A 14,543-nucleotide genomic window follows, 5' to 3' on the forward strand; every position below is an offset into this window, starting at 1 on the left:
ACGGAGTGTCCTCCCACCTGCGCCGACACTCCACACACTGTCGACGCACGGGGCCGGAACGACCTCGCTAGGGTCGCACCATGGACCACAGCTTCGTACTCCACATCCCCGACGCCGAGCTCGAATCGGAGCCTCTCGCGCGGGAGCAGATCCTCTCGGGGACGCCCGAGGTGACCGGAAAGGTGGTCTGGGAGTCGGAGGACGGACGACAGCTCCGCGGCATCTGGCAGATCACGCCCGGAGTCGTCACCGACACGGAGGCGGACGAGCTGTTCGTCGTGATCAGCGGGTCGGCCACCATCGAGGTCGAGAACGGCCCGACGCTGAAGGTGGGGCCCGGCGACATGGCCGTACTGCGAGCGGGCGACCGTACGACGTGGACCGTGCACGAGACCCTGCGAAAGGCGTACGCGATCAACCTGTGAGCGGGCCCGCCGTCGTCCCCCGGATCTCCAGCACCGGCGCGGCGAGATCCGTGCGCCCCTCTCCCCCACGCCCCTCGAACCGGTCGAGCAGACACCGCGCGGCCCGGCGGCCGACCTCGTGGCTGGCGTTGTCGACGGTGGTGAGCCAGACGTGGCGGAGCCGGGCGATGCTCGTGTTGTCGTAGCCGACGACGGACAGGTCGCGCGGGACGCTCAGGCCCAGTTCCTCCGCTGCCGACACCGCGCCGATCGCGGCGATGTCGTTGAAGGCGAAGACGGCCGTGGGCCGGTCGGGACGGCTCAGCAGCCGGACCGTCGTGCGGTAGCCGCCCTCCTCGGTCATGTCACTGGCCTCGACGACCGCCTCCGCCGCGAGGCCGTGCGCCCGCATCGTCGCCTCGAAGCTGCGCCTGCGCAGCTCACCGACCGCCCCGTACCCCGCGATGTGCGCGACGCGGCGGTGGCCGAGGCCGATCAGGTGCTCGGTGACCAGGCGGGCGCCGCGCTCGTCGTCGTTGGCGACGACGTCCACCCCCGGCAGCCCGGGCTCGCGCGCACCCGCCACGACCACCGGGAGCCGCTCGGCCACCGCCCCGAGTGCGGCGGGGTCGGGCAGCGTGCCGACCACGACCAGGCCGTCCACCCCGAGGTCCAGGAAGGGACCGGCCGGATCCTGTCCGGTACGGCGGTTGAGCCGGGCGTCGGCCAGGAGCATGCGCAGGCCGTTGTCGTGGAGCAGGGAGTTCAGACCGTCCAGCAGGTCCACGAACCAGGGGTTGCGCAGGTCGTTCAGGAGGACGCCGACCGTGCGGGTGCGCTGCTCGCTGAGGCTGCGGGCCGCGGCGTTCGGACGGTAGCCGAGCTCGCGCACGGCCCGCAGCACGGCCTCCCGCCTCTCCGGGCGCACCTGGTCGGAGCCCCGCAGCACGAGCGAGACCAACGACTTCGAGACACCGGCCCGGTCGGCCACATCACGGATCGTCGGCGGTCTCATGGCATGGACCGTTCCATGGGCCGGTGCGGCTTGTCAAAGGGTTGACAGCATGGGAAGACGGCACTCAAGGTGACCTGGACAGAAAATGGACCGGTCCAAAAAGGTGGCTCCCCATGGTCGATACGCTCGGTGTCGCCGTCGTCGGATTCGGCTGGATGGGGCGGGTGCACACCCAGGCCTACGCCCGCGTCCCGCACCACTACCCCGGGCTCCCGCTGCGCGCCGAGCTCGTGACCGTCGCCGAGGACGTGCCGGGACGGGCGGAGGAGGCGGCCGCGCAGTTCGGGTTCGCCTCGGCGACCCGCGACTGGCGCGAGGTCGCCGCCGACCCGCGCGTCCAGGCCGTCAGCATCACCGCGCCCAACTTCCTGCACCGCGAGATCGGCGTCGCGATGGCCGGGGCCGGCAAACACATCTGGATCGAGAAGCCGGTCGGCCTCACCGCCGAGGACGCCCGTGCGGTGGCCGACGCGGCGGCCCGGACCGGCGTGCGGACCGCGGTCGGCTTCAACTACCGCAACGCGCCCGCCGTCGAGACCGCCCGCGAGCTGATCGCCTCCGGGGAGATCGGCACGGTCACCCATGTCCGCGTCCGGCTCTTCAGCGACTACGCGGCTCATCCGCAGGGCGCCTTGACCTGGCGTTACGAGCGTGAACGCGGCGGCAGCGGCGTGCTCGGGGACCTCGCCTCGCACGGCGCCGACCTGGCCCGCTTCCTGCTCGGCGACATCGCCTCTCTCACGGCCGACACCGCGATCTTCGTGCCCGAGCGCGCCCGTCCCACCGGAGCCACCGCCGGGCACACCCTGGCGACCGGAGAGCTCGGGCCCGTCGAGAACGAGGACTACGTCAACTGCCTGCTGCGCTTCGCCTCCGGTGCCCGTGGCGTCCTGGAGGCCTGCCGGGTCTCGGTCGGCGAGCAGAACAACTACGGCTTCGAGGTGCACGGCACGAAGGGCGCCGTGTTCTGGGACTTCCGCCGCATGGGCGAGCTGGGCATCAGCCGCGGCACCGGCTACCAAGACCAGCCCGTCAGCACGGTGTATGTCGGCCCGGGTGCCGGCGAGTTCGGCGCCTTCCAGCCGGGCGCGGCCAACGCCATGGGCTACGACGACCTCAAGGTCGTGGAGGCGTACCGCTTCCTGCGTTCGATCGCCGAGGACACGTCGTACGGCGCGACTGTGGAGGACGCCGTGCACAGCGCCGTCGTACTGGACGCCATGTCGCGGTCCGCGGAGAGCGGTTCATGGGTGGAGGTGTCGGCATGACGGTCCGGGTGGGGGTGATCGGGGCCGGCGTGATGGGTGCCGATCATGTGCGGCTGCTGCACGGGTTCGTGTCGTCGGCCGAGGTCGTGGCAGTGACGGATGTCGACGGGGCGCGGGCGAGGGCCGTCGCGTCCGGCGTGCCGGGGGCGCTCGTCAGCCCCGACGCGTGGGCACTGATCGCCGATTCCCGCGTGGACGCCGTGGTGGTCGCCTCGCACGACTCCACCCACGCGGAGCTGACCGTGGCCGCCGTGCGCGCCGGGAAGCCGGTGCTGTGCGAGAAGCCGCTGGCGCCGACGGTCGCCGAGTGCGTCGAGGTCGTACGTGAGGACGACAAGGCGGGCGGCGGGCTCGTGTCGGTGGGGTTCATGCGGCGGTTCGACCCGCCGTACGTCGCGCTGAAGGCCGCGCTGGACGAGGGCCGGTGCGGCCGGCCCAGGGTGGTGCACTGTGTGAGCCGGGGTGTGACCTCGGCACCGGGCGCGGTCAGCGAGTTCAGTGTCACCGGGTCGTCGATCCATGAGTTCGACGTCGTGCCGTGGCTGCTGGACTCACCCGTCACCGCGGTGTCCTGGCACGCGCCCGATGGCGAGTCCGCTCCCGGTCTGCGCGACCCCCAGATCATGCTCTTGCACACCGCCGACGGCACGCTCACCACCCTCGAGACCTTCCTCAACGCCCGCTACGGGTACGAGGTCCGCTGTGAGATCGCGGGCGAGCGGGGCGCGCTGCGCCTGGCCGATCCCGCGCTGGTCGTGAGTTCTCTGGAGCGGAACCGGTCCACCGGATATCCGGCCGACTGGCGGCCCCGGTTCGCCGAGGCCTACCGGCTGGAACTGCAGGCGTGGATCGACTCGGTCGTCGCCGGACGGCCCTCGCCGCTGGCGTCCGCGCGGGACGGGCTGACCGCGTCCGCGGTCGCCGCGGCGGTCATCGCGTCGATGCGGGACGGCGGCCGGACCGTGCCCGTGTCCGTACCGGCCGAGTGAGGCGTGCCGTGACGACACTTCCCGCGCCCCGCACCCCCGACCCCATGGCCGCACCCGCCCTCAACTGGGGTGTCATCGGGACCGGTTGGATCGCCGAGCGGTTCATCGGTTCGGTCCGGCGGCACACCCGGCAGCGGTTCACCGCCGTGGCTTCGCGCGATGCCGCCCGGGCGGAGGAGTTCGCCGCCCGACACGGGATCACGCGCGGATACGGCTCGTACGAGGAACTGGTGGCCGCCGCCGACGTCGATGTCGTGTACGTCGCCACCGAGCACACCGCCCATCTCGCCTGTGCGCGACTGGCGTTGGAGGCCGGCAAGCACGTCCTGGTCGAGAAGCCGCTCGGCCTGAACGCTGCGCAGGCGGCGCAGATCGCCGAACTCGCCGCCTCGCGTGGGCTGTTCTGCGCCGAGGCGTTGTGGACGTTCTTTCTGCCGCGCTTCGATGTCGTACGTCAGGTGCTCGACTCCGGGATGCTCGGCGAGGTGCGGTCCGTGCTGGCCGACCTCGGTGAGCACTTCGACCCCGCCGGGGGCCATCGCATCCTCCGTGCCGATCTCGCCGGCGGGCCACTGCTCGACCTCGGTACCTACCCGGTGTCGCTGGCCACCTGGGTGCTGGGCCCCGCGGAGAGCGTGCAGGCCTCGGGGCAGGCGCACCCTTCAGGGGTGAACGGGCAGATCGGTGCCGTCCTGGACGGGCGGGCCGTCGTGCACACCACGCTGTTCAGTGACACTCCGAGCACGGCGGTGATCGCGGGGACTGAGGGGACCCTCCGGCTGCCGGGGCCCTTCTACCAGCCGGGGGACGTGGTGTTCAGCCCGGCCGGAGGGGGCCCTTCACTGACGTACACCGAACCTCTTACAGGCCACGAGGGCCTGCACTTCGAGGCCGCCGAGGCAGCCCGCTGCATCCGGGACGGCCTCGTCGAGACGCCGCTGCGACCGCTCACCGACTCGGTCGCCACGCTGCGGGTGATGGACGAGATCAGAAGACGGTGCGGAATCGTCTTCCCCGGTGAACAAGACGAACAGCCGGACCGGACCCGGGGGCGGACAGCGCTCTAGTACGGCATGTTGTACGGCGTCACCACCTGTATCGCCGAAGGCGTCGTCGGTCCCGCCGGCGGCAACGCCCCGTGCGCCCGCATCACGATGTGGCACGCCTCCCGCATGTCCTGCCGCAGGTCGTGATGGAGGACCGCCGACAGGCGGTGTTCCCGCAGCAGCCGGTCGTTGTCGTGGTCCAGGTCGTGGGCCACGAACACCGCGCACTCCCTGCCCAGGTCCTCGAAGGCCCGGAGGGTGGCGATGTTGCCGCCGCCGATGGAGTAGACCGCCCGGATCTCCGGATCCCGCTCCAGCGCGGCCCTGACCAGGTCGTACTGCGTGGCGTCCAGGCCCTGTCCCTCGGCGATCTCCACCAACGCGCGTTCCGGGTGCCGGGTGCGCATCGCGCTGCGGAACCCCATCTCGCGCTCCTCCTCGTTGCGGAAGAAGCCGCTGCTGAGGCTGGTGAGGACGTTGCCGGGGCGGTCGCCGAGCCACTGGCCCATGAGGTAGGCGGCGGTCGTTCCCGCCGCCCGGTTGTCGATGCCCACGTAGGCGAGGCGGGCCGTGGAGGGCAGGTCGGTGACCAGGGTGACCACGGGAATGCCCGCCTCCGCGAGCCGGCCGACCGCGGCCGCGACCTCGGGGACGTCGGGCGCCTTGAGGATCACGCCCTGGGAGCCGCGACGGGCTATCCGGTCGAGGGTCTTCGTCAGCTCCGCGCCGGGGCCCGTCTCGCGGAAGTGGAAACGGGAGCGCAGAACGGCGGGATGCAGCGCGGGCAGCTCGGCCTCCAGGGCCGCGCGGACGGCCGTGGAAAAGCGTTCCGGCGTCTGCATCACTATGTCGATCATGAACGTGCGGCCGACCAGCCGGACCTGGGTGCGCTGCCGGTCCAGATCGGTGATCGCCTGGCGGACCTCGCGGGCGGTGTTCTCCCGGACCCCTCCCCTGCTGTTCAGGACCCGGTCGACGGTGGCCTCGCTCAGCCCCGCCTGACGTGCGATTTCCCGGATCGGGTACGGGTGGCCCACGCGTCTGCTCCTTGAGGGGTTTTTGATGGCTGCCTGCTGGTTGTTCGACGGCTTTGTCATGACAAGAATGACAGCGCTGAGTCGCCCCTGTCACCGAGAGGACGCCGATGTCCTTCACCGCCGTACACCGCCGCGCCTGGCTGTCCGAGCAGGACTGCGACCTCGACTCGTTCCGCGCGCTCGTCGAGCGGACGGCCGATCCCGCCGAGTACCCGCACGCCACCGCCGTGGAGCGGAACGTCCTGCTGTACGACGCCGAGCGCGTCCGCGGCGCCAAGGACCGCAGGGAGGTGCAGGAGGAGCTGGTGCGGGCCCTGAGCGACGGCCCCGGGGTCGTGGTCTTCCAGGGGGCGTTCCCCGATCACGCGGTCGTCGACCGGTTCACCGAGGTCTTCGACTCACTGATCCGCGAGCAGTACGCGGCGGGCACGACCGCGGGCGACCACTTCGCGAAGCCCGGTGCCAACGAGCGGGTGTGGAACGCGCTGGAGAAGGCGGCCCTCTACGACCCCTCGGCGTTCGCCGACTACTACGCCAACCCGGTCCTCGCCCTGGCGTCCGAGGCCTGGCTCGGCCCCGGTTACCAGGTCACCTCGCAGGTCAACGTGGTCAACCCGGGCGGCCTCGCGCAGACCGTGCACCGCGACTACCACCTCGGCTTCCTCTCCGACGAGGTCGCCGCGGCCTATCCGGCGCACGTACACCGTCTGTCTCCCGTACTCACGCTCCAGGGCGCGGTCGCGCACTGCGACATGCCGGTGGAGTCGGGGCCGACGCTGTACCTGCCGTTCTCGCAGCTGTTCGAGCCCGGGTATCTGGCATGGCGGCGGCCGGAGTTCCAGGCGTACTTCAAGGAGCACCACGTCCAGCTGCCGCTCGCGAAGGGCGACGCCGTCTTCTTCAACCCGGCGCTGTTCCACGCGGCCGGGACCAACCGCACCACCGGCGTGCGGCGCATGGCCAATCTCCTGCAGGTGTCCTCGGCCTTCGGGCGCGCCATGGAGACCGTGGACCGGGAGGCGGTGTCGAACGCCGTCTATCCGGCGCTGCTGCGCCGCAAGACCGACGGCGCCGACGCGGAGTGGCTGGACAACGTGATCGCCGCGAGCGCCGAGGGCTACCCCTTCCCCACCAATCTCGACAGCGACCCCCCGGTCGACGGACTCGCCCCGCCCTCCCAGGCGGACCTCGTACGGCGGGCGCTCGCCGAGGGCTGGAACCCCCGGACCCTCAGGGACGAGCTGCGCGCGGGCGCCGACCGGCGTACGAGCTGAATCGGCGCCGCACAAGCTGAAAGGTACTGGCACATTCATGGGACTTCTCGACGACAAGGTCGTCCTCGTCAACGGCGGCAGCCAGGGCGTCGGTGCCGCCATCGCCCGGGCCGCGGTCCGCGAGGGCGCGGTCGTGGCCGTGACCGGCCGCCGCCCCGAGCCCGGTGCGGCGCTGGTGGCGGAACTGGAGGCGGCCGGCGGCAAGGCACTGTTCGTCCGTGCCGACCTCGCCGACGCGGAGCAGGCCAGGGCGTCCGTCACCCGGGTCGTCGAGGCGTACGGCCGTGTCGACTGCCTGGTGAACTCCGCCGGGCTCACCTCCCGGGGCACGCTCCTCGACACCACGCCCGAGCTGTTCGACCAGCACATCGCCATCAACCTCAAGGCGCCCTTCTTCGCCATGCAGGCGGCGGTGGCGGACATGGTCGGCCGCAAGGCGCCCGGCACGGTCGTCAACATCATCACGTCATCGGCGCACGGCGGGCAGTCGTTCCTCGCGCCCTACGTCGCCGCCAAGGCCGGCCTGATGGGCCTCACCCGCAACGCCGCGCACGCCCACCGCTGGGACCGGGTCCGGATCAACGGCCTCAACATCGGCTGGACGGCGACAGAGGGCGAGGACGCCACCCAGAAGACCTTCCACGGCGCCGGCGACGACTGGCGTGAGGAGGCCGCGGCCAAGCTCCCGATGGGCAAGCTCGGCCAGCCCGACGAGATCGCCGACTTCGTGGTCCTCCTGCTGTCCGACCGGTCGGGCGTGGTGACCGGTTCGGTGATCGACTGGGACCAGAACGTCCTCGGCGGCCTCGACTGACCCCTTCACCCGAGTTGAGAAACACCGCTCGCAAGAACCACCCTCAAGGAGCTGCACCCTCATGCGCATCGGAATCCTCGGCCTCGGCCGCATCGGCGCCTTCCACGCCGAGACCCTCTCCGGACTCGACGCCGTCGAGTCACTCGTGCTCACCGACCCCTTCGCGGAGGCCGCCAAGTCCGCCGCGGAGCGGTTCGGCGGCGAGGTCGTGGACTCGCCCGAGGCCCTGCTGGCCGCCGGCGTGGACGGCATCGTGGTCGCGGCGGCGACGGACGCCCACCCCAAGCTGATCCTGGCCGGAGTCGAAGCCGGCATCCCCGTCTTCTGTGAGAAGCCCGTCGCCAAGCACATGAGCGAGGGCGTCGACGTCCTCCGGGCCGTCGAGGGCAGCGACGTACCGATCCAGATCGGCTACAACCGCCGCTTCGACACCGGTTTCGTCAACGCCCGGGCCGCCGTGCAGAGCGGCGAGCTGGGCAAGCTGCACACCGTGCGCTCGACCACGCTGGACCCGGCCCCGCCGCCGGCCGCGTACATCGCCGCCTCCGGGGGCATCTTCCGGGACTGCTCGGTGCACGACTTCGACATCATCCGCTGGGTGACCGGCCGCGAGGTCGTCGAGGTGTACGCCGTCGGCGGCAACCGGGGTGCCGACTTCATCAAGGCGGCGGGCGACGCCGACACCACCGGCGCGATCCTCACCCTCGACGACGGCACGATCGCGGTGGTCTCCAACTCCCGCCACAACGCCCGGGGTTACGACGTCCGCATGGAGATCCACGGCTTCACGGACTCCATCGCCGTCGGCTTGGAGGACAAGCTCCCGCTGCGCTCGGTGGAGCCCGGCGTGACCTTCCCGGCGGGCACCCCGCACGACTTCTTCATGGACCGCTTCACGGCCGCCTACCGCGCCGAACTCACGGCGTTCACCGAGGTCGTGGCGGGCACCCGGCCCTCGCCGTGCACGATCGCGGACGCCCTGGAGGCGGGCTGGATCGCCGAGGCGTGCACGTTGTCGCTGCACGAGCACCGCCCGGTGACGATCGCCGAGGTCCGCTCCGCCTGAGTCGCCGCCCGCGTCCCGGGCGCCCGGGCCCCGGGACGCCGGCGCACGAACGCTCCGGCCCTCGCGCCCGTTCACTGCGAACCGTGGCCGTCGTGCGCGCCACGGCCGAGCGGCCTGGTCCTGGCCCACGCCCAGGACCTCGTGCACGGCGCACGCTGATCCGGCAGGACCCCCCGTCCTGCCGCCGTCGAGGAGGAACCGCGGACATGAGCGAACCACTGCGCATCGGAGTACTGGGAGCCGCGCGGATCAGCGGCTCCTCGCTCATCGGGCCGGCCCGGGAGACCGGTCACCGGGTCGTCGCGGTGGCCGCACGCGACCGGTCCCGCGCCGAGGCCTACGCGGCCGAGCACGGCGTGGAGCGGGTGGCGGGGTCGTACACCGAGCTGATCGCCGACCCCGAGGTCGAGGTCGTCTACAACCCGCTCGCCAACGGTCTGCACGGGCCGTGGAACCTCGCGGCGCTCGACGCCGGCAAACACGTCCTGAGCGAGAAGCCGTCGGCGAGCAACGCCGAGGAGGCCGCGGAGGTGCGGGAGGCGGCCGCGAAGGCCGGCACGGTCTTCATGGAGGCCTTCCACTACCTCTTCCACCCGGTCACCCGGCGGCTCCACGAAATCCTCGCGAGCGGTGAGATCGGCGAGCTGCGGCACGTGGAGGCCATGGTCGCGATCCCGGCGCCCGCGGACACCGATCCGCGCTGGTCGCTGCCGCTGGCCGGCGGCGCGGCGATGGACCTCGGCTGCTACAGCCTGCACGCGCTGCGCATGCTGGCCCCCTGGGCGGGCGGCGCACCGCGGCTGGTCTCCGCGCGGGGCGGGCAGCGGGCGGGGGCGCCCGGCGTCGACGAGTGGCTCGACGCCGACCTGGCCTTCCCCGGCGGCGCGACGGGGTCGGCGCGCTGCCACATGGCGTACGACGGGCTGGAGATGAGCTGCCGGATCGTTGGCTCACGGGGCGAGATCCGCGCGCCCAACTTCGTGCTGCCGCAGCGGGACGACCGGGTCGTGGTGAGCACCGGAGACGGCGAGCGCACCGAGCGGCTCGGCACGCGGTCGTCGTACACCTACCAGCTGGAGGCGTTCGCGGACCGGGTGCGCGGGGGCGCCCCGCTGCCGCTGGACGCGGACGACGCGGTGGCGACGATGACGCTGATCGACGCCGCCTACCGGGCGGCCGGGTTCGAGCCGCGGCCGCGCGTGTCCTAGCTGTCGCGCAGCTCGGCCAGGCAGTCCAGCGCCGAGGTCAACTCGCCGACGCCGTGCGGCTTGCGGGCCTCGGCCAGCGCCTCCACGGCGCACGCGCCGGCCTCGGCCGGGTCGCCGGTGGCGCTGTGGCAGCGGGCGAGGTCGACCAGAAGCCGTACACGCAACGGCAGAACGATCTCGGGAACGGCCCACGCGAGCGGTCCCCGAAGCGCCTCCCGGGCCTCCGGACCCACGCCCAGCGCGTCTTCGTACCGGCCCAACGCCCGCAGTACACCGACCAGTTCGGAAAGCACCTGCGGCCGCACCAACTCGACGTGCGCCAACTCCCTGAGCGACATGGCGGCGAGCAGCGCCGCGCACTCCTCGTAGACGGCCACGGACTCCTCTCTGCGGCCGGCCGCGGCGAGCACCATCCCGTACGTCCGCAGCGCGCCGGGCAGACTGCCCAGTGCCCGGTCGCGGCGGTCGAGGGAGGGCAGAACGCGGTACGCCTCCACGCACGCGTGTGCCACCGACACGGCCTCCTCGGTCCGGCCGACGCCCGCGAGCGCCTGCGCCCGCACGTCGCGGACGAAGGCGGTCAGCGCACGGGACGCCTCGCCCGGTACGGCGGTCGCCGCCGTGCACGCCTCCTCGAAGCGGCCGGACAGCAGCAACGCGTGGGCTCGCAGCGCCAGGGCACGGCTCAGCCCCTCCGTGTCGGCCGTCCCGCGGTAGACCTCGACCGCCTCCTCGGCCCAGGCCAGCCGTCGCGCGGGCGACGGCGGCGGCAGCCCCGCCCAGGAAGGCCTGACGCAGGACGACAGCGCGGCCCCCAACAGCGGTCCGCCCTTCTCCGGCGCCCATTTGGCCGCCGCGCGCGGCAACGGCAACAATATCCGTACGAGTCCCATACGCACCCCCTCGCCGCCCCGCCGAGGACAGCCGCGCCATGGTGGCACAGGGCATCACGCCGATGGCGCGATTCACCGAGTACGTAGCGAGCACGGGGGAACTTCGCCGAACTCTCCTTGTACGAAGCGAAGTCAGCCGTACAGGGCGGGCCGTTCCACGAGTTCCACGGTCATCCGGCCGCCCTCGGTCAGCGACCTCACGCCCGCCTCGCACACCGCGGCCGCCGCGTAGCCGTCCCACACACTGGGGCCGGTGACCTCGCCGCGGCGGGTGGCGTCGACCCAGGCCTGGACCTCACGGTCGTAGGCGTCGGCGAAGCGTTCGACGAAGTCCTGGGCGATGGTGCCGCCCCAGCGTCCCGCCATGTTGGTGACCATCGCGTGGCCGTCGCCGATGCGGGCGGTGCCGCGTTCGCAGACCGCCTCGGCCTGGACCTGGTAGCCGAAGCCGCAGTTGACGAAGATCTCGACGTCGGCGAGGGCGCCGCCGTCGGTCTCGAAGACGACGAACTGCGGGTCCTGCAGGTCGTCGGGGGCGTTCGCGGACGGCGTCGGGCGCAGTACCGTGACCGCGGTGATCTCGTGCCCGAGCAGCCAGCGGGTCACGTCGGTCTCGTGGGCCACGGAGTCGCTGATCAGCATGGAGCTGGTGAAGAAGGGCGGGCTCGCCGCGTTGCGGTGCCGGTTGTGCAGCATGAGCGGCCGCCCCAACTGGCCCGTCTCCAGCAGGGACTTGAGCTTCATGTACTCGGAGTCCCAGCGCCGCATGAAGCCCACCTGGGCGCGTCGGCGGCCCAGTCGTTGCTCGGCCTCCACGACCCGCAGCGCGGAGGCCGCGTCGGGGGTCAGCGGCTTCTCGCACAGCACCGGCAGGTCGTGCTCGAAAGCCTGGAGGAGTGCCGCCTCGTGGGCGGGGCCGGGCGAGGCGATCAGGGCTGCGTCGACATCGGCCGCCGCCATCGCGGAGGCCGGGTCGGTGTAGGCCGTGCAGCCGTCGATGCGGGCGGCGATCTTCTTGGCGCGTTCCGCGTCGACGTCCACGACGGCACTCACCCGGGCGCCGCTGACGACCTCATGGATACGGCGGACGTGGTCGGCGCCCATCTTGCCGGTGCCGATGACGGCGACGCCCAGGGCGGCTCGCTCGGTCATGGTCATCCCTTCAGGCGCCGCAGGACCTCAGGAACTTACGGGTGCGCACCGCGATCGGCAGTGGCTTGTCCGGCTCGCACGGGTACATGTCCTGCTCGACGATGGCGAACAGCTCCACACCGAGCTTCTGCGCGGCCACCAGGACCGGCTCCAACTCGGGTACGCCGGACGGCGGTTCGCACATCACTCCGCGCTGGACGGCCGGGCCGAACGGCACCTCGTTCGAGACGACGTCCGCGAGGATCTCCGGGTCGACCTGCTTGAGGTGGAGATAGCCGATGCGCTCGCCGTACGTCTCGATGAGCTTGACGCTGTCGCCGCCGCAGTAGGCGTAGTGCCCGGTGTCCAGACAGAGGTTGACGAGCTCGGAGTCCGTCGAGTCCAGGAAGTGCTCGACGTGGTCCTCGGTGTCGAGGTGGGTGTCGGCGTGCGGGTGGACGACGATGTCCAGGCCGTACGCCTCCTTCACCTCGTGGCCGAGCCGTTCCATGCCCTTGGTCAGGTGCGCCCACTGCTCGTGGGTCAGCTCCGGCGGCTCGAGGATCTCGGCGGTCTTGTCGTCGCGCCAGAAGGACGGGATGACGACGAGATGGCCGGCCCCCATGGCCTGGGTGAGCGCGGCGACCTGGCTGACGTGCTCCCAGGTCGACTCCCACACCGAGGGGCCGCGGTGCAGCCCGGTGAAGACCGTGCCCGCCGAGACCTTGAGGTCACGCCGGGCGATCTCGTCGGTCAGCCGGGCGGGGTCGGTCGGCAGATAGCCGTACGGCCCCAGCTCGATCCAGGAGTAGCCGGCCTCGGCGACCTCGTCCAGGAAGCGTTCCCACGGCACCTGCACCGGGTCGTCGGGGAACCAGACACCCCAGGAGTCCGGGGCCGAGCCGACGCGGATACGGTCGAGCGGGGCCGCCATCTCAGGACTTCCCCTCGCCGGTGCCGGCCACGGGTGCGGTGAGGTCCTGCTCCTCGGGGAGCGCTTCGGTGTCGACGCCGCGGACCTGGCTCAACTCGTGTTTGAGGGCGGCGAGTTCGGCGCCGCCTGCCATGTGGTTGGTGAGTTCCTCCAGGGTGATCCGGTCGCGGGAGGCGGACAGTTCCATGGTGCCCAGGCGCAGCACGCTGAAGTGGTCGCCGACCATGTAGGCGTGGTGGGGGTTGTGGGTGATGAAGATGACGCCGAGTCCGCGGTCGCGGGCGGCGGCCACGTACTTGAGCACCACGCCGGACTGTTTGACGCCGAGGGCGGCGGTGGGTTCGTCGAGGATGAGGACGCGGGCGCCGAAGTAGACGGCGCGGGCGATGGCCACGCACTGGCGCTGGCCGCCGGAGAGGGTGCCGATGGGCTGTTCGAGGTCGTCGAGGATGATGCCCATCTGGCGCAGCTCGTGGTCGGCGGTCTGTTTCATCTTCTCGATGTCCAGACGGCGGATCGGCCAGGGGCCCTTGGTCATCTCGGAGCCGAGGAAGAAGTTGCGCCATACCGGCATCAGGGGGACCACGGCGAGGTCCTGGTAGACGGTGGCGATGCCCTTGTCCAGCGCTTCACGCGGGGTGGAGAAGCGCACCGGGGTGTTGTCGACGAGGAACTCGCCCTCGGTGTGTTGGTGCAGGCCGAGGGCGAGTTCCTCGTCGACAACACCNGTCGTCGAGGATGATGCCCATCTGGCGCAGCTCGTGGTCGGCGGTCTGTTTCATCTTCTCGATGTCCAGACGGCGGATCGGCCAGGGGCCCTTGGTCATCTCGGAGCCGAGGAAGAAGTTGCGCCATACCGGCATCAGGGGGACCACGGCGAGGTCCTGGTAGACGGTGGCGATGCCCTTGTCCAGCGCTTCACGCGGGGTGGAGAAGCGCACCGGGGTGTTGTCGACGAGGAACTCGCCCTCGGTGTGTTGGTGCAGGCCGGAGATGATTTTGATGAGGGTGGACTTGCCGGCGCCGTTGTCGCCCAGCACGCAGGTGACCTGGCTGGGGTGCACCTTCAGGCTGACCCCGTGCAGGGCGCGGATGTTGCCGTAGGACTTGCCCGCGTTGCGCAGCTCGACGATCGTCCCGTCCCCGGTGGCCGGGTCTGGGGTGTCGGTGAGGATGGCGCCGTGGGTGCCGGATTCTTCAGTGGTCATAGCGCATTTACCTCCGGGTCGCGGTGCGGCTGACCCACAGATTGATCATGACGGCGCCGAGCAGCATCACGCCGAGGAAGGCCTTGAACCAGTCCGGGTTCCAGTTGGCGTAGACGATGCCCTGCTGGACCATGCCGAACATGAACGCCCCGAAGACCGGGCCGATCGCGGAACCCGCGCCGCCGGTCAGCAGACAGCCGCCGATCACCGCCGCGGAGATGTAGATCAGTTCCTGGCCCACACCCTCGCCGGACTG

The 14,543-nt window shown here is 71.5% G+C and carries 14 protein-coding genes and 2 pseudogenes; 8 read left to right on the top strand and 8 right to left on the bottom strand.

All coding sequences use genetic code 11. The features are described 5' to 3' along the window. Window positions 1-80 precede the first annotated feature (80 nt). The gene (locus BFN33_RS18190; protein WP_069761107.1) at window positions 81-425 is read left to right on the top strand and encodes a cupin domain-containing protein; all 345 of its coding nucleotides are present in this window, start codon (window positions 81-83) and stop codon (window positions 423-425) included. Here BFN33_RS18190 and BFN33_RS18195 read toward each other — a convergent pair. Beyond that, window positions 415-1,419 (bottom strand): LacI family DNA-binding transcriptional regulator, encoded by a 1,005-nt coding sequence (locus tag BFN33_RS18195; RefSeq protein ID WP_069761108.1) that lies wholly within the window; start codon window positions 1,417-1,419, stop codon window positions 415-417. The two genes, BFN33_RS18190 and BFN33_RS18195, sit on opposite strands and share 11 nt — an antisense overlap. A 113-nt stretch (window positions 1,420-1,532) precedes the next feature. On the opposite strand from BFN33_RS18195, the gene BFN33_RS18200 reads away from it, so the two are divergent. Genes BFN33_RS18200 through BFN33_RS18210 form a run of 3 tightly spaced genes read left to right on the top strand, consistent with a single transcriptional unit; the run spans window position 1,533 to window position 4,743 of the window. Next, entirely contained in the window at window positions 1,533-2,687 is a 1,155-nt protein-coding gene (locus BFN33_RS18200) for a Gfo/Idh/MocA family protein (RefSeq protein WP_069761109.1), read from the top strand. Continuing rightward, on the top strand, window positions 2,684-3,676 hold the full coding sequence (locus BFN33_RS18205) for a Gfo/Idh/MocA family oxidoreductase (RefSeq protein ID WP_069761110.1): 993 nt from the start codon (window positions 2,684-2,686) through the stop codon (window positions 3,674-3,676). The genes BFN33_RS18200 and BFN33_RS18205 overlap by 4 nt, the downstream gene beginning before the upstream one ends. A gap of 8 nt (window positions 3,677-3,684) precedes the next feature. Then, on the top strand, window positions 3,685-4,743 hold the full coding sequence (locus BFN33_RS18210) for a Gfo/Idh/MocA family protein (RefSeq protein ID WP_256122790.1): 1,059 nt from the start codon (window positions 3,685-3,687) through the stop codon (window positions 4,741-4,743). Here the strand turns inward: BFN33_RS18210 and BFN33_RS18215 are convergent. Further along, window positions 4,740-5,759: a LacI family DNA-binding transcriptional regulator gene (locus tag BFN33_RS18215; protein ID WP_069761111.1), complete on the bottom strand. Its 1,020-nt coding sequence runs from the start codon at window positions 5,757-5,759 to the stop codon at window positions 4,740-4,742. The genes BFN33_RS18210 and BFN33_RS18215 overlap by 4 nt on opposite strands. A 107-nt stretch (window positions 5,760-5,866) precedes the next feature. Between BFN33_RS18215 and BFN33_RS18220 the strand changes: the two genes are divergently transcribed. The 4 genes from BFN33_RS18220 (at window position 5,867) to BFN33_RS18235 (ending at window position 10,121) form a co-directional block, all read left to right on the top strand. Continuing rightward, entirely contained in the window at window positions 5,867-7,033 is a 1,167-nt protein-coding gene (locus BFN33_RS18220; RefSeq protein WP_069761112.1) for a phytanoyl-CoA dioxygenase family protein, read from the top strand. A 37-nt stretch (window positions 7,034-7,070) separates the two neighbouring features. Then, on the top strand, window positions 7,071-7,847 hold the full coding sequence (locus BFN33_RS18225) for an SDR family oxidoreductase (RefSeq protein WP_069761113.1): 777 nt from the start codon (window positions 7,071-7,073) through the stop codon (window positions 7,845-7,847). 61 nt (window positions 7,848-7,908) lie between these two features. After that, complete coding sequence (locus BFN33_RS18230) at window positions 7,909-8,913, top strand: Gfo/Idh/MocA family oxidoreductase (RefSeq protein ID WP_069761114.1); 1,005 nt, start codon at window positions 7,909-7,911, stop codon at window positions 8,911-8,913. 206 nt (window positions 8,914-9,119) lie between these two features. Beyond that, the gene (locus BFN33_RS18235) at window positions 9,120-10,121 is read left to right on the top strand and encodes a Gfo/Idh/MocA family protein (RefSeq protein ID WP_069761115.1); all 1,002 of its coding nucleotides are present in this window, start codon (window positions 9,120-9,122) and stop codon (window positions 10,119-10,121) included. On the opposite strand, the gene BFN33_RS18240 is transcribed toward BFN33_RS18235, so the two are convergent. From BFN33_RS18240 to BFN33_RS18265, 6 genes and pseudogenes are all read right to left on the bottom strand, one after another. After that, window positions 10,118-11,014 (bottom strand): tetratricopeptide repeat protein, encoded by an 897-nt coding sequence (locus tag BFN33_RS18240; RefSeq protein ID WP_107487985.1) that lies wholly within the window; start codon window positions 11,012-11,014, stop codon window positions 10,118-10,120. The two genes, BFN33_RS18235 and BFN33_RS18240, sit on opposite strands and share 4 nt — an antisense overlap. A gap of 132 nt (window positions 11,015-11,146) precedes the next feature. After that, window positions 11,147-12,166 carry a Gfo/Idh/MocA family protein gene (locus tag BFN33_RS18245; protein ID WP_069761154.1) on the bottom strand — a complete coding sequence of 340 codons (1,020 nt, stop codon included), beginning with the start codon at window positions 12,164-12,166 and terminating at the stop codon, window positions 11,147-11,149. Between the two features lie 10 nt (window positions 12,167-12,176). Continuing rightward, window positions 12,177-13,079 carry a sugar phosphate isomerase/epimerase gene (locus BFN33_RS18250; protein ID WP_069761117.1) on the bottom strand — a complete coding sequence of 301 codons (903 nt, stop codon included), beginning with the start codon at window positions 13,077-13,079 and terminating at the stop codon, window positions 12,177-12,179. Between the two features lies 1 nt (window position 13,080). Beyond that, window positions 13,081-13,806, bottom strand: a 726-nt coding sequence (locus BFN33_RS18255) for an ATP-binding cassette domain-containing protein (protein WP_141757974.1), incomplete at its 5' end; no start/stop codon positions are given. A gap of 1 nt (window position 13,807) precedes the next feature. Continuing rightward, window positions 13,808-14,325, bottom strand: a pseudogene (locus BFN33_RS18260) (ATP-binding cassette domain-containing protein); the annotation flags it as partial. Beyond that, a pseudogene (locus BFN33_RS18265) lies at window positions 14,295-14,543 on the bottom strand (ABC transporter permease); the annotation flags it as partial. The pseudogenes BFN33_RS18260 and BFN33_RS18265, both read right to left, overlap by 31 nt.

The sequence above is a fragment of the Streptomyces sp. LUP47B genome (genome assembly GCF_001746295.1).
Classification (GTDB): domain Bacteria; phylum Actinomycetota; class Actinomycetes; order Streptomycetales; family Streptomycetaceae; genus Streptomyces.